The 20,824-nt window shown below is 56.8% G+C and carries 15 protein-coding genes and 2 pseudogenes; 11 read left to right on the forward strand and 6 right to left on the reverse strand.

Features of this window, described 5'->3' with window-relative positions; translation table 11 throughout:
• Positions 1-33: 33 nt before the first annotated feature.
• The 3 genes from IEC33019_RS05845 to IEC33019_RS27505 form a co-directional block, all read right to left on the reverse strand.
• A protein-coding gene (locus tag IEC33019_RS05845; RefSeq protein ID WP_372340685.1) for an IS3 family transposase occupies positions 34-1,562 on the reverse strand; the annotation gives its coding sequence in 2 pieces (ribosomal slippage) (positions 34-1,106 and positions 1,106-1,562; 1,530 coding nt in all).
• A 309-nt stretch (positions 1,563-1,871) separates the two neighbouring features.
• Complete coding sequence (locus tag IEC33019_RS05850) at positions 1,872-2,009, reverse strand: hypothetical protein (RefSeq protein WP_212632830.1); 138 nt, start codon at positions 2,007-2,009, stop codon at positions 1,872-1,874.
• A 447-nt stretch (positions 2,010-2,456) separates the two neighbouring features.
• On the reverse strand, positions 2,457-2,828 hold the full coding sequence (locus IEC33019_RS27505) for an immunity protein Tsi6 family protein (protein WP_349814608.1): 372 nt from the start codon (positions 2,826-2,828) through the stop codon (positions 2,457-2,459).
• A gap of 53 nt (positions 2,829-2,881) precedes the next feature.
• Here IEC33019_RS27505 and IEC33019_RS27715 point away from each other — a divergent pair, with 53 nt between their 5' ends.
• Both IEC33019_RS27715 and IEC33019_RS05870 read left to right on the forward strand, forming a co-directional pair.
• Positions 2,882-3,598, forward strand: a complete 717-nt coding sequence (locus IEC33019_RS27715) for a hypothetical protein (RefSeq protein ID WP_253776110.1) — start codon at positions 2,882-2,884, stop codon at positions 3,596-3,598.
• A gap of 6 nt (positions 3,599-3,604) precedes the next feature.
• Positions 3,605-4,297, forward strand: coding sequence for a hypothetical protein (locus tag IEC33019_RS05870; protein WP_081337402.1), 693 nt, complete (start codon positions 3,605-3,607; stop codon positions 4,295-4,297).
• 758 nt (positions 4,298-5,055) lie between these two features.
• Here IEC33019_RS05870 and IEC33019_RS05875 read toward each other — a convergent pair.
• Both IEC33019_RS05875 and IEC33019_RS05880 read right to left on the reverse strand, forming a co-directional pair.
• Positions 5,056-5,601, reverse strand: a complete 546-nt coding sequence (locus tag IEC33019_RS05875) for a hypothetical protein (RefSeq protein WP_170831739.1) — start codon at positions 5,599-5,601, stop codon at positions 5,056-5,058.
• Between the two features lie 7 nt (positions 5,602-5,608).
• Positions 5,609-6,628 (reverse strand): hypothetical protein, encoded by a 1,020-nt coding sequence (locus IEC33019_RS05880; RefSeq protein WP_070091467.1) that lies wholly within the window; start codon positions 6,626-6,628, stop codon positions 5,609-5,611.
• Positions 6,629-6,882: 254 nt separating this feature from the next.
• On the opposite strand from IEC33019_RS05880, the gene tssI reads away from it, so the two are divergent.
• From tssI to IEC33019_RS05925, 9 genes and pseudogenes are all read left to right on the forward strand, one after another.
• Positions 6,883-8,736 (forward strand): type VI secretion system Vgr family protein, encoded by a 1,854-nt coding sequence (gene tssI, locus IEC33019_RS05885; RefSeq protein ID WP_070091466.1) that lies wholly within the window; start codon positions 6,883-6,885, stop codon positions 8,734-8,736.
• A 10-nt stretch (positions 8,737-8,746) separates the two neighbouring features.
• The gene (locus IEC33019_RS05890; protein ID WP_070091465.1) at positions 8,747-9,325 is read left to right on the forward strand and encodes a DcrB-related protein; all 579 of its coding nucleotides are present in this window, start codon (positions 8,747-8,749) and stop codon (positions 9,323-9,325) included.
• 37 nt (positions 9,326-9,362) lie between these two features.
• On the forward strand, positions 9,363-9,830 hold the full coding sequence (locus IEC33019_RS05895) for a DcrB-related protein (RefSeq protein ID WP_070091464.1): 468 nt from the start codon (positions 9,363-9,365) through the stop codon (positions 9,828-9,830).
• 6 nt (positions 9,831-9,836) lie between these two features.
• Positions 9,837-14,060 (forward strand): RHS repeat-associated core domain-containing protein, encoded by a 4,224-nt coding sequence (locus tag IEC33019_RS05900; protein ID WP_099593163.1) that lies wholly within the window; start codon positions 9,837-9,839, stop codon positions 14,058-14,060.
• Positions 14,061-14,071: 11 nt separating this feature from the next.
• A complete protein-coding gene (locus IEC33019_RS05905; RefSeq protein WP_157765869.1) occupies positions 14,072-14,677 on the forward strand; it encodes a DUF1963 domain-containing protein in 606 nt (201 codons plus the stop codon).
• 338 nt (positions 14,678-15,015) lie between these two features.
• Positions 15,016-16,551: pseudogene (locus IEC33019_RS05910) on the forward strand (RHS repeat-associated core domain-containing protein); the annotation flags it as partial.
• 17 nt (positions 16,552-16,568) lie between these two features.
• The gene (locus IEC33019_RS05915; RefSeq protein ID WP_070093149.1) at positions 16,569-17,006 is read left to right on the forward strand and encodes a hypothetical protein; all 438 of its coding nucleotides are present in this window, start codon (positions 16,569-16,571) and stop codon (positions 17,004-17,006) included.
• A 166-nt stretch (positions 17,007-17,172) separates the two neighbouring features.
• Positions 17,173-17,526, forward strand: a pseudogene (locus IEC33019_RS05920) (HNH/ENDO VII family nuclease); the annotation flags it as partial.
• A gap of 298 nt (positions 17,527-17,824) precedes the next feature.
• Positions 17,825-19,204, forward strand: a complete 1,380-nt coding sequence (locus IEC33019_RS05925; RefSeq protein ID WP_099593165.1) for a purine-cytosine permease family protein — start codon at positions 17,825-17,827, stop codon at positions 19,202-19,204.
• A 91-nt stretch (positions 19,205-19,295) separates the two neighbouring features.
• Here IEC33019_RS05925 and IEC33019_RS05930 read toward each other — a convergent pair whose 3' ends face one another.
• The gene (locus IEC33019_RS05930) at positions 19,296-20,705 is read right to left on the reverse strand and encodes an MFS transporter (protein WP_070093147.1); all 1,410 of its coding nucleotides are present in this window, start codon (positions 20,703-20,705) and stop codon (positions 19,296-19,298) included.
• Between the last annotated feature and the right edge of the window lie 119 nt (positions 20,706-20,824).

The following is a 20,824-nucleotide window of genomic DNA, read 5'->3' on the forward strand; positions in this document are numbered from 1 at the left end:
GCGGTGCGCGTCAAGGTAGTTGTCGTGCCTGGTTTAACCGGTGCGCTTTTGCTCTGGATCTCGCTCGCGATTCAAGTACACATGGTTAGGCAATTTCCAGTTACGGACATCTCGGGCCCATCGTCCTGGATTCTGACGCCGCGCTGCTTCGTATAACTGTTCACGCTGCCTCAGCGAAGCGCCATCTTGACCATGATGTCGCTGCGAGGGGGTGACATATTTGAGCGCGCTATGGCGATGTTCATTGTTGTACCAGGCAGCAAACCGCATTACCCACATACGAGCTTCATCGAGCGATCCAAAAGGCACGCTGGGCCACCGTGAGCAGTACTTAGCTGTTCGAAATAGAGCCTCGGCATAGGCGTTGTCGTTGCTGACCCGCGGGCGGCTGAAAGATGGCAGAACACCAAGGTCACGTAGCGCAGCGAGCATTGTCGCGCCCTTCATCGCACTGCCATTGTCTGAATGAAGCACTAATGTATCCGGGCGAATCCCTTCACGTAGGCAGGCGCGCTCCAGCAGGATACTGGCATGTTCAGCACTTTCTGCCTCGTGTACTTCATTCATGACCAGCTTGCGGCTGTAGATATCTTTGACCATATACCAATAGAAAAAACGTCCTTTGATAGTACTCGGTAACCAAGTGATGTCCCAACACCAAACCTGATTGGGCCCACTCGCCCTATGGGTCGTGAGTGGTCTGGCCTTTGGTCTTCGACTACGCCCACGCCTGTGTGCTTGGCCCGCTGACTTGAGCACTCGATAAAATGTCGATTCCGAGGCTAGGTAGAGGCCTTCATCTGCCAACTTCGGCACGATTTCATGCGGTGTGAGGTCGGCGCAATCAGGGCGATTGGCTGCATCCAAAAGGGCCAAGCGCTCACGTTCGCTGAGCTTGTTGGCTGGCTCAGGGCGGGCTGCGCCAGGCCGCCCATCTTCAGGTTGATGGCGCCATCGTTGCACCGTGCGCTCAGTGAGTCCCAACTCTTCACAGGCAGCACTTTGACGAGCGCCTGCTCTTACAGCGGCGTCAATCAACTGAAGGGCAGTTGTGCGATCTGCAGCACTGGTCATTCGTCCTCGTCCTTGCCCCAGATCGCATCGGCCTTTTTTCGCAGTACCAACAACGCCGCCGTTTCTGCCAAAGCCGCTTCTTTACGCCGTAACTCACGCTCCAGTTGCTCGATACGCTTGACCGACGCGATATCTTTGACGGGTTCTTGCTGGGTTGGAGTATTCGCCTGCTCACAAGCTGTACGCCACAGCACCAGATCCGACGGCAGAATTCCTGCACTTCGGCAGTATTCTGAAATCTCTGCTTCGCTCATTGCAGCCGTCTGAAGCACAGCTCTGAACTTGTCAGCGCTGCTCCAGCGCCCATTGCGTTTACCTGTTCCTGCCATTTGCACTCCCTGGGTCTTGGCTTCATTACGCCAAGCCCGAAGTGTGACAGTAGTAATGCCTGTTTGCTTAGCCAACTCTGTGACCGGACGGCTGAAAGGCGCCGACATTTGCTGCAACGCCCAGGCTTTCTCCTCAGCGGTATAACGGCGTTGTTTCATGAGACAGTCCTACGCCCTCCATCGAATGAGACGGGCGACAACTATCCTGACATGGAGGGTGCGGCGCAATGATGGCTGGTTGCTATCGGGAGGCCCTATGGCGCACGAAAATCAGGGCTTAAGCCCGCTGGGAAAGGGTTTTCGGTGTGCAAGCTGAGCTGAAAATTGGCGTCAAAAAAGTTTTAGAAAAAGTGACCGAGGTCGCATTTTAAGGGGGAAGCCGATATCCCGCCGCCGCTCTGCGGAGCGGGTTTCAATGATGGCAATACGACGGAACATGACGCGCTCGAGCGTGAGCGCGCGAGTAGATTACAGCGGCTTTGCCTCGGCCAAACGACCCTCGAGTGCCCACTCCCTGAGCCACCCGAGCAACGCATGCAGCTCATCGGTGGCCTCCACCGACAGCGCCCCGTTTTCATACAGCATGGCATCGCTGAGCGTGCCCATGCCGCGAGGTATCGCGAAGAAGCACTGGCGAACCTGGTCGGGTTCGTTGTGCAGCCGTAAGTGGTACTCCGTAAATTTTTGCGGCAGTCTTTTTTATTCAATGTTTCGTGAGTACGATTCGCTGTATGTCGGTGTGATTATTTTTGCTATTTCGATATCGATCTATATGGTTTTTTACAGTCGCCATAGTATTGCCTCGCTGCGGGCGCTGAGGCGGCAGGAAGCAAGCGAAGGATGTCGCTATACGTTCATGGATATTGAGGGGATACGGGAAAAGCGCGCAGCGTCTTTGCTCGGAAGGCTCTTCGCGATAAAGCCCAGCCGATAAGGCCTGCCACGTAATAGACGGAAAATGTGCCGGCGACAGCGCTGGTCGGTAACGTCAAGCCGGTGTGCAGTCGGAACGAAAGGGAGGTCAGGACGGGGATGTTGGAGGTTACGATTTTCCTACTGGGTGGAGCAGGGGCTTGCCTGGTTAATTAATTCGGGAGCTGGACTTTCAGGCCGCGGGCCAATTGGATGGCCACGTAATAAGCGCCCTTCAAGGCCCTGGCCAGCTAGGGGGCGTTTTCCTCGAGCATCTTTCGATGCAATGGCACCTCTGTTGAGTTGGTGGAGTTTCGATGTGTCCTGCTCGTGTCCTTCGCATACAGCTTTTATATAGTCGAGCTGGCTAAGTAGCATGGCATAGGGCGGATTGTGAGGGCCGGCCTTGTTCCGCTGTTCTGCGAGGTCGATAGCCTTCTGCACATAGGTGGGGGGTATGGGCCTCATGGCGTCTCCGGTGTTATCAGTTTGTGTATATAGGTGGGGGAACATCGACGACCGATGCAATTGACCCGGAAGTCCCTGTTTGGCTTGAACGTGCTGTCATGGCGTTGGGGCTGGCTAGTGCTTTTGTACTGGCAAGTCCAGTGTTGGTGGTGGCGGGGTTGGCTGGTGGTATTGCGGGCGGAATGGCTGGACATTGGGTAGGCGGCGAGCTATTTGGTGAAGGTTCGGACGGACAGAAACTGATGACATTCGGTGGCGCTCTGCTTGGGGGCAGTATTGGTGCCAAAGGTGGGAAAGCTTTCGATGCACGATATGAGTTTAAGTCTCAGGGGTTTGGCTCTAATCTTGGTAACGTGAAACTTGTAAAAAAACCGGTTCTCCCCCAGAAGTCTGATAAGGTTTCCCCAGAACTATATGGTGAGCTAAGGAGTAAGACTCCCAGTGCTGCAATTCGAAAAGCTGTAAATCAAGATGTTGCTCTTCCCATGAAAGACCCCGCGCTCCCTGGGCTTGAGGTTACGAAGTCTCTACATGCGGATCACGTTGTTCCCATGAAGAAAATTACAGAAATGGAAGGTTTTTCTCGGTTAACTTTCGAAGATCAAGTAAAGGTGTTAAACTACGAGCCAAACTTCCAAGGATTGAGTGAGGTGGCAAATACCTCAAAAGGAGCAAAATCTTTCGCCGAATGGGAGCTGTACAGGAAGGGGAATATTCCTGTTGATCCAGCGTTTCGTTCTGTCATGATGGATAAGGCCTCTAAATTGGACCCGGAATTACAGCAGTATATGAATGGTTTGCTCTCGGGGTATTGAGGTGGTATGAAAATGAATTGGTCTGAGTCTTTAAAGCTGCGTATCGTAAGCGAGCTAAAAGGTTATGATGTATATTTTTCACCTGACGATATCCCTCTTGAGGTCGACTTTCCCGAGCAGTGGCGTGGGTTTGGTTTTCTAGATAGTGAAAAAAAACATATTCCTGCGGAGTGGGCTGATTTTTCTGAGCTTTTGCCTTGGGTGAGCGCGTGGCTCGACAAGTGTGTGTTAGGAACTGTTTTGGCTGTGAGTGATAGGCCATATCTCATGTATGTATATGGCGAGGGTGGCGATTTATATTTCTATATGGGAGGGGCTCCACTAGGTGTTGAAGGGGCGGGCCTCGACGGTTATCCCAGCATTCCTGCGAACCTCAGGCAGTTTTATTCAATATTGCATAATGGGTTTGGGTTTTATATTGGTTGTACTATGGGGCCGTCGAGGTTGGAAGATTTTGTTCCAATCAAGGATTTGTGCGATGAAGATTATCCAGCACTTCCTGATATGCTAGGGATGTTTTCCAGCGGGGCTGGTGATTATTTGGCTTTGGGTGATGGCTCATTCAAAGGCGAGGCTTTTATCTGGTGGCATGAAAAGCCAGAAAGTCCGACAGAAGGAATCGATTTGTGGAGTGTGATGGACTCTTGGATGTCAATTTTTTTGGAGAGCTCCGACTCTAACGAGTATTATCAGGCATGATTTTTTAGTTTTTGTGTGAGAGGATGGGAACGCATATAGTGTATGCGGCTTTTCGCGAAATTTTCAGATCAGGTGACGATTCGAACACTATTTCTCGACTAGCAATTTCCGGTCGATTTCGTTTTCGACATTTTGGCCGCCATAGAGCATGAGGGTGAGCCGGTTATACGGTAACCGCTCGCTAGGTTTCAGTTGTTCATCAATATATTTTTGGCGCCCATGTTGGCGTTTGTCTTGAGTCTGGCTGTCAGCTATAAGCTTTCAAAGCTGGAGCCCCTGTCGTTTTCGCGCTGAGTTGTGTGCCATTTGTTGTCGTTGGCTTTGCTTATGCTATTGCGTGCCACTGGTCGAGTGACCGTCGTGTTCTAAAAATTGTGGGGCCACGTGTTGAGGTGTTGGATGAGGCACCTCCGCACAGCCCATGGCTGGCTTGAGCGCGGCAGTTGGCAGTCTTTTTTATTCAATGTTTCGTGAATACGATTCGCTGTATGTCGGTGTCGAAAGCCCCGGTGACATCTGCATCGACATGATCACCATTTCCCGGTGATTCTGGTCCATCTCCCGGTCCAGTTGGCTGAGTTGGTTCTCACTCACGCTCATGGCGACGCTCCCTGATATTCGGTATGTACTGCCTCACGGCTAAGCGCTGGGAACCTACACCCCGAAAGTCTGCCAGATCAAACCGATGGGCATAAAACATGTCATGGGCGAGGAAACCAGTGAGCAACTGGAGATCGTGCCCATGCAGATTGCAACTTTCACTCGTCCATGTTGATACAAAGTGTTTTGCCATCAACCTGCTTACAGGGCCAGTCGTTTTCCGTGTAGCTGTCTGGCTTGAAGCAGAACCCTGGATGAATGACCCAATAGGTTTGCCAGGCCGAGCCCGACTTTCTAAGTTGAGGGCAACTTGTGTAGTTCAAGGTATTGAGTGCGACAGTGGTAATGACGGCGATCAAAGGGGCAAGCAGGACCAGCACATAAACCGAGGTTTTTATCATGCTCGTCTCGAACCTGGCGAGGCCGGACTTCTTGGGTGGGTTGAATTTTTTCCCCGTCCAGAACGCATAGGCGGCGGCGAGCGAACAACTGAGCATGATGGGCGGCGCCATCAGCAGGCCAAATGCCAGGTAAGGCACTTCGATGGCCGAGGCCCGGCGCCACAGCTGCCCATAAATGGGCAGCACATGAGCGATCAACCAGTAAACGGCGAAAATGCCCACGCCAGCGCAAATAAGAAACGTCAAGCCAGCGCGCAGTCGGAACGAGAGAGCGGTTAGGGCGGGGGGGGTGGAAGTCATCATAGTGCGCTCAAAACTTGGGGAGATTGAAGCTTGGGAGGCGAGGCAGGCTGGGGGCTTTAGGCCAGCTGAAGTCCGTGCCGCGTGGAAGCACCTGGGGGGGCACTTTTTTCAACAGCCATGATTTGGCTTCGTCATAAGCTGTCTCGATAATGGCGTCGGTGAGGCTGTTGATGACGTCATTCTTGTAACGCTCGATGGCGCGTTTATCGATGGATCGGATTTTATCCGTCATCCGCTGAATGTTATCGACGGCATAATTCAAGCTCGCTTTGACCGTTGTTTTTAATTCAAGGTCGCTGTCGATCACGTTCAAGGCAATGCCCACCGCAAAAATGACCGCAGCACCCGCAACCAACGGTGCTGCGGCGCTGGCCGTGACTCCCGCCACGAGCATGGCGGCGGCATAACCAATTGCCGTTCCGATACCCGCTTTCACAAGTTCAACGAAGACACCACCCAAGAGGTCGGCAACCGTGGCTTCGTCGGTAAAAAACCATTCGAGTACTTCGATGGCAACCGCGACATAGCAGGACAACCGAAGGCCGGCGAGGGATGACCCTCTTATTCCGTATTGACCAATCCCTACTTCAACAAGCTGCGCATTACGGATGCCATATCGAGTACCGTTAAGTATTCTTCGAAGTCCAGGGTATCCCGTCAAAATGACATACTGTCGGCCTCTGTAGGTGCTATATCGAATGCGCGTGCCAAAACCGCCAATGTTCCGAAGCAGCATGGTAAGTTGGTAGGTATCGTTCGCGCCCAACAGCGTAGGTACCCCCCAACTGGTATTGACGAAGGGGTGTGCCGTGCTGTTGTACACGGACTGGACTGTACTCCCCCACATGCCATCGAGCATCGAAGTTTGTGAGCGGGTGCACATTTTGGGAGGTTGGCAAGCGCTCTGTTGCATCTCGCCGGTGGCGGTCAGACGCCGTGCGTCCTCAAGGCTCAAGATGACCAATTCAGTTTGATTTTCATCGATTTGCTTATCGATCTGAGCAAGCTGAGAACTATTCAAACTCATCGTCCACTCCCTGTGTAGTCTGCCTTGTTCGGCATGTCTTCCGAGTCGGTAAGGTGCCTTTGGGAAGTCGAAAAGTCAAAAAGGCCTATTGCCATCACTCTCCCGAGCATGCGTGCCCGAAGAATACCGCGACACTATTTTGCGGCAATGACTATAACCGCTCCATTAGGCGTGTGGCGTACTGCCATCATTTGACAGCCCGACGCTGGGACGTTTTCATTGAAAGATTTCCAGCTTGGTGCAGGATGCATTGAATGATTACGGACGCCCTCGAGTCGATACTAATCCAGCATCAACGGCTGATTACCTTCGACTCACCCTTGCCCCCCGAACAAGAGCTGCAATTGCTCAGCTTCGCTGGCCGAGAGGCAATATCTGAGCTGTTCAGTTTCCAGGTAGAGCTCATCTCCCAGGACGCACGCATCGAGCTCAAGAAGCTCATCGGCAAGAAGGTCACGATGGGGATCGCGCTGGCCGATGGCAGCACCAAGTACATCAGCGCGCACGTATCTGACTTTATCCACACAGGTGCCGATGGCGGCATCGCCAACTACACCGCCGAACTCGTGCCTTGGATCTGGATCCTCAGCCGCCGTCGCGACTCGCGCATCTTCCAGGACAAGACCACCGAGCAGATCGTCAAGGAAGTCTTTGCCTACTACCTCACGCTGGCGGACCATGAGTTCCGCCTAAGCCAGCCGCTCAAGCCGATCAGCTATTGCACGCAATACCAGGAATCGGACCTGAACTTCGTGTTGCGCCTGCTGGAGCAGGAAGGGCTGTTCTTCACCTTCCAGCACAGCCAGGAAGGTCATCGCATGATCATCAGCGATGACAGCAGCGTGCTCCCGCAGCTCGAGCGCCAGCCGGTGATCCGTTACCACAGTGCGTCGGTTACCGAGACCGCGGACTCGATCACTGCCTGGTCGTCCAGCCGGCGCTTCCAGCCCACACGGTTGAGCCTGAAGTCGTTCGACTACAAGCAACCCGGCAACCCCCACTTGGTGCAGCTCAACTCGGTCAACCAACAAGGTGAAGTGGGCGAGCTCGAGGTGTTTGAGTACGAGGGGCTGTATGGATATGCCGACGCTGATGAAGGGATGCGCAAGGCGCGTCATCGTCTCGAAGCCATGGAGGTTCAGGGCAAGACGTTCAGTGGCCAGAGCAACTGCCGCGCGATGGAGCCTGGGCATTACTTCGAGCTGTCCCAGCACTACGATCACGACAACGACACGCCTGAAGACCGGCAGTTTCTGCTCCTGTCGGTCAGCCACTGGGGCCGAAACAACTACACCAACGGTGCTGAGGCGGGTTATCAAAACAGCTTCAACTGCATTCGTCGCAAGATCCCCTTCCGGCCTAGCCTGACCACGCCGCGCGGGGTCATCAGCGGGCCACAGACGGCAATTGTCGTCGGCCCGCCAGGCGAGGAGATCTACACCGATGAATTGGGGCGAGTGAAGCTGCAGTTCCATTGGGACCGCAACGGCGAGTTCAATGACCAGAGCTCGTGCTGGGTCCGTAGCGCGCAATCCGGCGCCAGCGGCGGCTTCGGCAGCATCCAGATTCCACGCGTCGGCGACGAAGTGGTGGTGGTGTTCCTCGACGGCAACCCCGACCGCCCGCTGATCATGGGCAGCCTGTACAACAGCACCAATACCCCGCCATGGTCGCTGCCGGCGAACAAGACCCAGAGTGGGTTCCTGACGCGCTCGATGAAAGGCGATGGCGGCACGGCGAATTTCTTCCGCTTCGAAGACAAAGCCGGTGCCGAGCAGGTCATCATGCACGCCGAGCGCAACATGGATACCGAGATCGAGTTGGATGAGACCCACGATGTGGGGAACAACCGGACGATCACGGTGGGGGGCGCGCATACCGAGACGATCAAGAAAGACACCGTCATGAACGTGCAGGAAGGTTCGTTGACGATCCAGGTCGACAACCAGTTCATCCAGGTCAGCGCCAAGCAGCACATCATCCTGCAGGTAGGCGACAGCAGCATTACGCTCACCCCCGAGGGCATCGAGATCAAGGGCAAGGTCATCACCACGACCAGTACCGACACCACGCAGATCACAGGCGCACCCGTGCGGATCAACGATTGAGGTGTTTTCGATGACCAGGACGTCGATCTACGACCGTATTTCCGCCAAGCGTGAAGCGCAGGAGGAAGCCGCCCGCCTCGCAAAACTGGCCGCGGCAGCCAGCGAGCCTGAACCACAGCCCGAACCCGAGCCTGCCGCCTTGCGGGAGACCACCAGCCGCTTCACGTTTGGTGGTTTCGACCTGGTGTTTCCGGACGGTTTTCGTTTTCGCGATATCCAGACCGTCATCGAGCATGAAGGCGAGCCCGTTTCCCTGAGAATCCGTCGCCGTGATGTGCGTGCAAAGCAGTCGCTCGAGCAACTGTTCGACGCTTCGATTCGCGCCTTGCGAGAGACGAGCCCGCAGTTGCGAGTGATCCGCCAACGCGATAGCAGCCTTGCCGGCAATGCTGCGAAGGTTTTGGATTTTCACTTTACGGTGGGTCACGAGCAGCGGCACGGGCGACTGATCGGCGCACTGGTACCGGTCGAGGGCTGTGACGAGGTGCAGTGGCTGGATATTTCATGTGTGATCGACCCCGCCAAACCGAGCCTGAGCCTTTGGCTGGCGGAGTTCGACACCATGCTCGCGGGCCTCATCGGCCATTGATGGCCAACCCCTTTTTGAAATCAGGAATTTTCACCGCATGGACTATCAGTTGCAGGAAGGCGGCATTGCGTTGCCAGAAGGTTTTCAAGATCGCACCGTCAACATGTTCGTATTGGGGGCCAGCATCCCGGCGCCCTTGAGCATCACTGTTTCCAGAGACAACCTGTTGCCCGGCGAGGCGTTGAAGGCCTATGTGGAACGGCAGGTGAAGATGCTATCGTCCAAATTGCGCGGTTACTCGCTGTTGGGCAAAAAAGCGGCGACCTTGTCGGCCACCGCGCCCATCGAAGGCATCCAGATCGATGCCTACTACATGAATGAAGGCCGCCCGTTCTATCAGCGCCAGGCAGCGTTCCTGATGACACCTGAGCGCGCGCTTATTTTCTCCACGACCGCCCAGGCCGACTTCAGCCCCCAGCAGAATCAGGACTGGGAAAGCCTGCTGGCGAGTTTCCAGCCCCGCACCAGCGGTACAGCATCTTCCGAGCCCAGCGAACAGGAGTAACCGCTCATGTTCGAAGCGGCCAGGTTCGAGGACGAGATATCGCACACCAGCGCATTGGGGGGCTTTCTGATTGGCGCCGCCCTGGGGATTGCGCTGGTGGCCACGGTGGCGATTGCCACGTTCACCTGCGGGTTCGGTGTGGCGTTGTTGGCAGGCCTGGCGGCAGGCATTGGCGGGAGTCTGCTGACCGCGGCAGGGGAGGCCATAGGAAGCATGTTTTCCTCCCCCTCAGGGAAGATACGAACCGCATCACCCAATGTCTTCATCAACAGCCGCAAGGCGGCGCGGGTGGAGAAGAGCGTGGCCGAGTGCGACAAGCACCCCGGGCCTGTACAGATCGCAGAAGGCTCGACCAACGTCTTCATCAACAGCTTGGCGGCGACGCGTAAAGGCGACAAGCTGACCTGCGGGGGCAAGATCACCAGCGGCTCGGACAACGTCATCATCGGCGGCGGCACCTACGCTTACCTGCCCGTGGACGATGAAATCCCGGGCTGGTTGCGCACCACGGTCGATGTGCTGATGGCCATTGCCGGCGCGGCGGGCGGTATCGCCCAACTGATCAAGGCCGGTACCCAGGCCGGCATGAAAGCCATCATGCCGTGCGTGGCGAAGTTCACCGCGGGCTTCGTCGCCGGCGAGGTGTCCAGCCGTTATGTGGTCGGGCCGGCCATCGAACGCGCCGTAGGCGGCCTGGTCGGTAACCCGGTTGACCTGACCACCGGCCGCAAGGTCATCCCGGACGAGGTCGATTTCAGCCTTCCGGGCCTGATGCCCATCGAGTGGTCGCGCTTCTACGCCAGTGACCTGAACGTCGATAGCGTGCTCGGCCGCGGCTGGGTGTTGCCCTGGGAGCAGAGCCTGCGCCGCCAGGGTAGCTTCATCTACCTCACCGACAACCAAGGGCGCGAGGTCCCGTTCGTGGCCCTGCAGCCCGGCGAGCGGATCTACAACCCCCACGAGCAGGTCTACCTGGTGTGCACCGAGGGCGGCCATTACCTGCTGCAAACCCTCGACAACCTGTTCTTCTACTTCGGCGAAGTTCCCGACGACAGCAGCGAAACCCCACTGCAACGCATCGAGAACGCCCTCGGCCATTTCCTGCACTTCACCCGCACGCCCGAGGGCACGCTGACCGACATCAGCGCCACCGGTGGCACCCGCGTGCACCTGCATTACGACCACCCGCTGGGCCGTCTGACCGACATCAAGCGCGTGGTGAACAACGAAGCGGTCGAAACGCTCACCCAGTACCGCTATGACGACCATGGCCAGCTGAGCGAGGTGATCAACCGCAACGGCGATTCGGTGCGGCGCTTCAGCTATGCCGAAGGCCTGATGATCAGCCACAGCAACGCCCTGGGCCTGGGCTGCCACTACCGCTGGGAAACCCTGGGCGGCACGCCACGCGTGGTCGAGCACTGGACCAGCGATGGCGAGCATTTCCACTTCCGTTACGACCTGGAGGCCCGCACCAGTTGGGCCACCGATGTGCTGGGCCGTGAGCTGGAGATTCGTTACAACGAAGACCACCGCGTCATCGCCAGCCGCGACTACGGCGGCGAGCGCTACGCCATTGAGTTGGACGAGCACGGCAACATGGTTGGCCTGGGCCTGCCGGACGGCAACCAGCTCGCCTTCAAGTACGACGAGTTCGCCCGCCTGCTCGAAGAAACCGACCCGCTCGGGCGCAAGATCACTTACGAGTACCACCACCTGACCAGGCTGGTGACCCAGGTCACCTACCCGGACGGCAGCACCTGGCAAGCCCGCTACGACGACAAGGGCAACCTGCTCGCCGAAACCGACGCCCTGGGGCAACTGACCGAATACCTCAACAGCGACGACGGCCTGCCGCACACCATCATCGATGCGACCTACAAGTCCAAATATCTGTGGTGGAACACCCTGGCGCAGGTGGAGCGCTACCAGGACTGCTCGGGCAAGAGCACCCACTACCGCTACGACGAACGCCAGCACCTCGTTGCCGTGACCGATGCGCTGAACCAGACCACCACGCTGGAGCGCAAGCCGGATGGCGAAGTGCTGCGCATCAACCACCCGGACGGCACCTCGGAAACGTTCACCTACAACGCCCTCGGCCAAGTGCTCAGCCACACCGACGGCAAAGGCCAGAGCACCCGCCTGCTGCGCACGGCCCGGGGCTTGCCGAGCAGCCGCCAGGACGCCAAAGGCCAGCGGATTCGCTACGAGTACGACCAGGCTATTCGCCTGACGGCGTTGGTCAACGAGAACAATGCCACCTACAGCTTTGCCTACGATGCCTCGGATCGCCTGAGCGAAGAAGTGCGGGTGGATAACCTGACGCGGCGCTTTACCTACAACGAAGGCGGCCATCTCACTCGGCTGCATGAGATCGGTTATGGCGAGCGAGGCGAGCGCCCGGAACGCGAGACGCTGTTTGAACGTGACGCCATCGGCCGCTTGATCGCCAAGATCAACCGCGATGCGAACCAGACCTTTGCGTACGACGACGGCGACCGGCTGCTGAGCATTCAGCGCAGCCCAACCGGTATCGGCAAACAACTTGGGGTAACCGAAGAAAAGCTCGAGTACGCCTACGACCTGTTGGGCCGCCTCACAAAAGAAATCACCCCTGAGGGCATACTCGGCTACGAGTACGACCCGCTCAGCAACCTGACCACGCTGACCCTGCCGGACGGCCGCAAGGTCAACCACCTGTACTACGGCAGCGGCCACCTGCACCAGATCAACCTCGATGGCCAGGTCATCAGCGACATGGAGCGCGATGACCTGCACCGCGAGGTCTACCGGAGCCAGGGCAAACTCACCAGTTGCTTCGGCTACGACGCGATGGGGCGCAAAGCCTGGCAGTTCGCCTCGACGCTGCCAGCGGAAAAACTCTCGCAGGTGCACAACAGCGGCGTTAACACGTCGCTGCTGGTGGACCATGCCTATAACCCGATTCATCGCCGTTATCAGTACGACCCGGCGGGTGAACTGGTCCGCACCCTCGACAAGCTACGTGGCGAGATCAAGTATGAATACGAAGCCAACGGCCAGTTACGCAGCCGCGATACCAGCTCGCTGATTGGGAGCGAAGTATTTCGTTACGACGCGGCGGCCAACCGGCTGGACTTCAACGCGCGGCAGTTCGACAAGGTCAAGGACAACCGGATCAAGCAGTGGCGGGATCAGGAGTATAGCTATGACCCATGGGGTAATTTGATCGAGAAGCGCTCGGGGCATAGCAAGCTGCAGAGCTTTAGCTACGACTGCGAGAACCGGTTGGTCAGGGCGGAAACGCTGGTTAACGGCACGCTGGAGAGTACGGGCGAGTATCGCTACGACAGCCTGGGCCGCCGGGTGGCGAAACAGTCAACCATCAAGAGCGAGGTGGAGCAAAAGCGGTTCCTGTGGCAGGGGTTGCGGATGCTGCGGGAAGAGACGCCCGGGCAGAGCATTCTGTATCTGTACGAGCCGGGGAGTTATGCGCCGCTCGCGCGCGTTGATCGGGCGGAGGGGGAAGGGCAGAAGGTCTACTACTTCCATACTGACCAGATTGGGTCGCCGCTGGAACTGACGGATAGCGAGGGGCAGATCGTTTGGCAGGCGACGTATCGGTCGTGGGGCGAGATAGAACAGCTAACTGTGAATGAAATACAGCAGAATCTACGATTTCAGGGGCAGTATCTAGACTCTGAAACAACTCTGCATTACAACACGTTCAGGTATTACGAGCCGGAATATGGACGATTTATATCTCAAGACCCAATAGGGTTGGAGGGTGGGGTAAATCTCTACAGATATGCACCCAATCCACTTGGCTGGGTAGACCCTAAGGGCCTAGCTAATTTGTTTGAGTTGGGGACTTACGGAAGTCTAAATGGTGAATTGCACGTTGGTGATAGTCTTCAGGCGCATGAGCTGTTGCGGCATGAATACTTAGTGCAGCAAGAGGTGGCAGAGAAGGCTACGCGCCTTTCCGGTAACCCATCCATCGCACTCGATTTAGATCATCATACTCGAGGGCCAGCAAAAGATACACGTGGGGTTGGCGGCGCGCATTGGCATGAGACTCAAATTAGAGCAAGTCAAGGCCTTGGAAAAAATGACTTTGCTCCAAGCCTTAAGCGTGAACTAGATATTACGTCCGGAGCATTGCGAAAAGCTGGGGTTCCAGCAAGCAGGGTAAAAGTTCTGAAGAGACAAGCAAAAAAATTCTATCGCAGCCTTGGAAGTTGCTAAGGGGTATGGCTATGAAAGTCCAGAAAATTGTTTCTGCTTCAGGTGATGAACTACCATTTTACTTTGGTGGTGATAGTGCGCACATTACAAACTGGCCAAAAAATCCAGACGGCCAGGATCTCTTGCTTCTTTTTTCCATTAACTGTAAGGCTGCAAAGCAGCGGCTGGGTCGAACAGATCTCCCAGAGGATGGGGTTATACATGTTTTTTCTACATATGATCAAGACGATTATTTTCTTGATTCGATAACCGTTGACGAACTGCAGCTACAGAGGGGGGCTGCCTCATATACATATGTTGTCCATTCTGAGGGGGTGGACTCAATTAAGTCTCCAAGACCCTCAATCCCTCTTCAAACAGCTGACTTCGAAGAGGTATCCATTGATGAGGGGGAGTTGATAGTCTCCTCGTTAATGTCCCTGACCGCGCCAGCAGGCGCGTTGATCCCTAGGGATCTAGCGACGAACTATAACTTTCTTTGTCAAGTCTACTCGTCTGACTTTCCCTCTCCTTTCCAGGATGTATTGTATATGAGTGACGGTGTAGGCTATCTGTTGATTAGTAAAAAGTTCGGAGGTGAGGAAGTCGACGGTTGCTTTTTTGTGCAGGTTGCGTGAGTTCTATAAAAATAAGTGCGGCCTTCTCCGGTAGGCTCTTTAAAATATTAATATTTTTCGTGGCGGCTAGATTAAAGTCTGGCCGTCTGTTTCTTACTAGACAGTGGTGCGCCATTATTTGCATTTCCTTGATTGGCGTGTTCGCCCTCGTTGTCATAATATTTTTGAAGTCTGCAATTTCGCAGCTGGGATGTTGCAATAAGTGTTTAGATGGATTACGGAGGCGGTCAATTTAGCAGTCTGTCAAAAATTCGTGCCCCCTCTTTCTGATAGTGAGATGCCTCGGATCGCCTGGTCGAAGAAGTGCGGGTAGACAACCTGACGCGGCGGCGGTTTACCTGACCACGCTGACCCTGCCGGACGGCCGCAAGGTCAACCACCTGTACTACGGCAGCGGCCACCTGCACCAGATCAACCTCGATGGCCAGGTCATCAGCGACATGGAGCGCGATGACCTGCACCGCGAGGTCTACCGGAGCCAGGGCAAACTCACCAGTTGCTTCGGCTACGACGCGATGGGGCGTAAAGCCTGGCAGTTCGCCTCGACGCTGCCAGCGGAAAAACTCTCGCAGGTGCACAACAGCGGCGTTAACACGTCGCTGCTGGTGGACCATGCCTATAACCCGATTCATCGCCGTTATCAGTACGACCCGGCGGGTGAACTGGTGCGCACCCTCGACAAGCTACGTGGCGAGATCAAGTACGAATACGAAGCCAACGGCCAGTTACGCAGCCGCGATACCAGCTCGCTGATTGGGAGCGAAGTATTTCGTTACGACGCGGCGGCCAACCGGCTGGACTTCAACGCGCGGCAGTTCGACAAGGTCAAGGACAACCGGATCAAGCAGTGGCGGGATCAGGAGTATAGCTATGACCCATGGGGTAATTTGATCGAGAAGCGCTCGGGGCATAGCAAGCTGCAGAGCTTTAGCTACGACTGCGAGAACCGGTTGGTCAGGGCGGAAACGCTGGTTAACGGCACGCTGGAGAGTACGGGCGAGTATCGCTACGACAGCCTGGGCCGCCGGGTGGCGAAACAGTCAACCATCAAGAGCGAGGTGGAGCAAAAGCGGTTCCTGTGGCAGGGGTTGCGGATGCTGCGGGAAGAGACGCCCGGGCAGAGCATTCTGTATCTGTACGAGCCGGGGAGTTATGCGCCGCTCGCGCGCGTTGATCAGGCGGAGGGGGAAGGGCAGAAGGTCTACTACTTCCATACTGACCAGATCGGTGCGCCGTTGGAGCTGACGGATAGTGAGGGAGCGATCGTTTGGCAGGCAACGTATCGTTCATGGGGTTCAATTGAGCAATTATCTGTCAATAAGATTGAGCAGAACCTGCGCTTTCAAGGTCAGTATTTCGATGGTGAAACAGGGCTTCACTTCAACACCCTGCGGTATTACGACCCCAAAATCGGACGATTCATCACGCAAGACCCCGTAGGTCTGCTGGGTGGTTTCAATCTCTACACTTTTGCAGCAAACCCAGTAAGCTGGAGCGATCCATGGGGTTTGCTTTGCTGGAATACGGCCAGGAAAAATTACTGGAAGAATGAAGCAAAGAGCTCTGTGGCAGGAAAGTATTCTCAACGAAACATTAATAGAATGTTGGCGGGTAAAGCTTCAGTGATGCGAGTGAAAGTCAAGTATAAGGACACAGCTTGGAATAGAGCGCGAGGGCGTGCAGGGCAAGTAGCTGAGATAAATGCACCAATGGAGCTTCATCATCAATATATTCCTCAGCGGATGGGTTCAGGTATCGCTAATGAGAGCTGGAATTTAACAAAGGCTACGCCTTGGGGGCATGCCTCTATGGATGCCTATAGAAACTTGGGGTGGGAGCTTCAAAGTGTCACAAAAACCATTGCGCAATGGTGATTTTTAAAGAGGAATTTATGGCAATTACTGAGTTTAATTATTTTTGTGCTGACGCCATCGCAGTGGCAGAAAAAATCTCTGCCTCGGTAGATGATGAGCAAGCAAGCAAGTTTCTGGAAAGCCTTTACTATGCCTATGAGCAAGAAGGCTCCCCCAAGAATAGGAAAAAGTGGATAGCGGAGAAGATTAAAGATAAGTTTATTTGTATGGCCAGCCCGCCAGTTTGGGTAGGGGAGCCTAGATGGGCGTACTTGGATGATGTGCCTATGGTTTTTCTAAATCAATTTAAAGTTTCAAATATTGAGGGTCGATTGGCTGATCGGTTTAAGTCTGGCGATACTGTTTTTGTTTTTGGAGGGAAAACGCCATCTGTTCCGAAGGAAGGGGACGCATGGAGTGTCGTTTACAAAATGGTTGTTCAAACAGAGGAAGGTGAGGATTTGTATGTCGGTTAATTAATACTTTTCTGCTTGAGGTCTATGAGAGTCTGCCTAAACCAGTCGCTTCTTATGACCTCAGCAATATGCGTGGCCGCAGCTTGGCTTGCCTTGGTCAGGGAATTGCCTAAGGGCGGGAAGGCTTTTGACGCTCGCTATGAAGTCAAAGTTCAAAGTCTAGGATCGGAGCCAGGGCAAACTCACCAGTTGCTTCGGCTACGACGCGATGGGGCGCAAAGCCTGGCAGTTCGCCTCGACGCTGCCAGCGGAAAAACTCTCGCAGGTGCACAACAGCGGCGTTAACACGTCGCTGCTGGTGGACCACGCTTACAACCCGATTCATCGGCGTTATCAGTACGACCCGGCGGGTGAACTGGTCCGCACCCTCGACAAGCTACGTGGCGAGATCAAGTACGAATACGAAGCCAACGGCCAGTTACGCAGCCGCGATACCAGCTCGCTGATTGGGAGCGAAGTATTTCGTTACGACGCGGCGGCCAACCGGCTGGACTTCAACGCGCGGCAGTTCGACTCACTTGGCCGGAGGGGAGCTGTTTGGGGAAGGTTCTGATGGTCAGAAAATTTCCACTCTTGCAGGTGCGCTTATCGGAGGAGGAATTGCAGCTAGGGGCGGGGTTGGATTTGAAAGAAATCATGTCTTTACAAGCAAAGGTCGATGGAGCTGACGACCGGTGTCAATCCAAACTGCGACCGCCGCTTTGCCAATGCCGACAAAGGGTTCCCAGGCGTCGTTGGCAGCTATGAGATGTTCGTCGCCAGGCTGAGCAGGCCTCATGCACCGCCTGATAATCCCGAAATTCATTCAGGAGACGGTCGTGAAGCTGGAAACGCGAAGTATCGAGTTTGTCCCTCACGCTGAACGCTATGGTACACCCAGGCGGTTGTTCACCATCTGGTTCAGCTCCAATTTCCAGGTGACCGCCCTGATGGTCGGCACGTTGGGTGTCGCCTCGGGCTTGAGCTTTGCCTGGACGCTGCTCGGCCTGCTGATCGGTAATCTCATCGGCACCATCTTCATGGCCGCGCATTCGGCCCAAGGGCCGCACCTGGGTGTCCCACAGATGATCCAGAGCCGGGCACAGTTCGGTGTCTACGGCGCGGCGATTCCGTTGCTGGTGATGGTGGTGGCCGCCGTGCTGTTCCTGGCCGCCAGCGGTGTGCTGATGCGCGATGCCCTGAAAGCGCTGCTACCGATCAGCGACGACCAGGCTATCGTCCTGGTCGGTGTACTGACCTTCGTCATCGGCTTCGTCGGCTATGAGCTGATCCACCGCCTGGGCGCCTGGATGAGTTTGCTGTCCACGCTGGTGTTCGGCGGCGCCCTGGTAATGATCCTGCTGCACCCAGGCCAGGCGTCGGCGAATGCCTCGACCACGGGGGCGTTTTCGTGGACGGCCTTCAACCTGGTGGTGGCTCAGGCCGCGTCCTGGACGCTGGGGTATGGCCCCTACGTGGCCGACTACTCGCGCTATCTGCCGGCCAACGTGAACACCCGCACCACGTTCTGGACAACCTACTCGGGCTGCGCGCTGGGCTCTTTCGCCATGATGGCCCTAGGTGCGTTGCTGGCTGTCGCGATACCGGCAGCCCTTGGCCTGAACCCGGCCACTGCGATTGCCACGTTGTTCGGGCCCTGGGCACCGGTGGCGCTGGGTGTGATCGCCCTCGGCGTCATCCAGTACAACGTGCTCTGCCTGTACAGCGCCTACATGTCATCGGTGACGATCTTCGGCGCCTTTGGGGGGCTGCGATATGTCACCCCCGCCGCCAAGGCATTGGTGATGGCGGTGTTGACCCTCGCCGCAACACTGATCGCCATCGCCACCCAGTACCATTTCGATACCTTCTTTGCCGACATCCTGATCGGGCAGCTCTACCTGCTGATCCCTTGGAGCGCGATCAACCTGGCGGACTACTACTGGGTGTGCCGCGGGCACTACGAGGTCGGTGAGCTGTACGACGCCAAGGGCCGCTATGGACGCTTCAATCGCCGGACCCTGGCGGTGTATGCCGTCTCGATCATCGGCACCATTCCGTTCATGAAGCTGTCGTTCTACACAGGCTTCGTCGCGAACTGGCTGGACGCGGACATCAGCTGGGTGGTGGGCCTGGTGCTGGCGGGCGCGCTGTACTGTATGGTCAACAGTCCATCCTCGGCCAGGCAAGGCCAGTTGCAGTCTTCTGTCACTGATTGATGATGCCGCAAACCCTAGGCTTTCAATCGCCATGGACGGCGGACGGTGCTTCAGTTCACCGATGAGCCTCCTGCATCCACTGTCTTCGGCATCAGCGCTGTATGGTGGTTGCCCGCAGCGGATACTTGAAAACGCGGTACTTCCACACACTCGCCCCGCACGCCAACGCCGCAAAGGCCACGCCAGCCCACAGTGCCAGGGACGCGCCCTGGGCTGAATACACCTGGAAGAACCCCGCCACCAGCGCCGCCCCCAGCACCTGCCCGAGCATCCGCATCGTGCTCGACAGCCCGCCTGCACCCCCGCTGCGCTCCGGCGCAATCGACGAAATCATGTCGCGCATGTTGGGCGACTGGAAGAACCCGAACCCCGCGCCGCACACGGCCATGCGCAAGGCGATGTCCCAGGTGGCGGGCGAAGGTGGCAGGGTGCAGAGCAGGACCAGGCCGCTCGCAAGGATGCCCATGCCCACAGCGGTGAGAGTGCCGGTCGCGTATCGGTCCGAGAGCCTCCCGGCGATGGGCGCCATGAGTGCGGCCATGGCCGGCCAGGGCGTGATCAGAAATCCGGTCTCGACTTGGGAGAGCCCCAGCTGGTGCTGCAGCATGAAGGGCAGGGCGACGAACGCCAGGCTCTGCGCCGTGAGGGACGCTGCGGCGCTGGCGGCGGACAGCGCGTAGAGCGGCTGGCGCAACAGGTCCAGGGCAAGGATCGGCGCGGGGTGACCGGCTTGGCGACACAGCAGCAGGCGCAGGCCAAGCCCGGCGAGTATCGCGCTGCCCAGCGTGACGCCCCACGGCGCGCCTTGGGCCAGGCCGTTCACGGCATACACCAGGGCAGCAAGAAACACCGCGCAGAGCCCTGCGGCCACCGCATCGAACGCCCGTGCGCTGGTGGGCGTGGGCGGCAGGGAACGCAGGCCGAGGAACACCCCGAGCAGGCCAACGGGGACATTGATCAGGAACAGCCAATGCCAGCTGGCAAGGCTCAGGATCAGCGAGGCCACGCTCGGTCCGGCGGCCAGTGACGCGCCCACCACCAGTGCATTGACGCCCATGCCACGGCCCAGCATGTGACTGGGGAAGACAAAGCGCGTCATCGCCACCCCCACACCGAGGATCCCGGCGGCGCTCAAGCCTTGCACCAGGCGACCGAGCAGCAGCCACTCGAACGACGGGGCTAGGCCGCACAGCAGCGACGCCAGGATGAACAGCACCAGGCCCGTCATGGAGATGCGCCGATAACCGATGATGTCGCCCAGCGAGGCCAACGGCAGCAGGGCGGCGATCATCGCCAGGTGATAGATGCTCACCACCCAGATCGATTGGGCGTCGGTGGTGCCCAGGTCGGCGGCGATGGTCGGCAGGGCCGTGTTGGCGATCGCCGTTTCCAGGTTGGCCATGGCGATGTTGAGCATGATCGCGATGACGGCGATGAGCCGTTGGGTGCTAGGTACCCCTTCGCCGGGCGGCGACAGGGTGGTCTGCTTGAAGGAGAACACGGCGAGACTCATGGCAGGAGCGGACGGGGAGGCGGCAGAGCGCCTGGCAAATACTAGAAAATGTCACCCTGCGCTAGAAATTAAATATCGGCATCCCTGGCAGTTGGAATTCGAATCGG

Source organism: Pseudomonas putida (genome assembly GCF_002741075.1).
Taxonomy (GTDB): domain Bacteria; phylum Pseudomonadota; class Gammaproteobacteria; order Pseudomonadales; family Pseudomonadaceae; genus Aquipseudomonas; species Aquipseudomonas putida_T.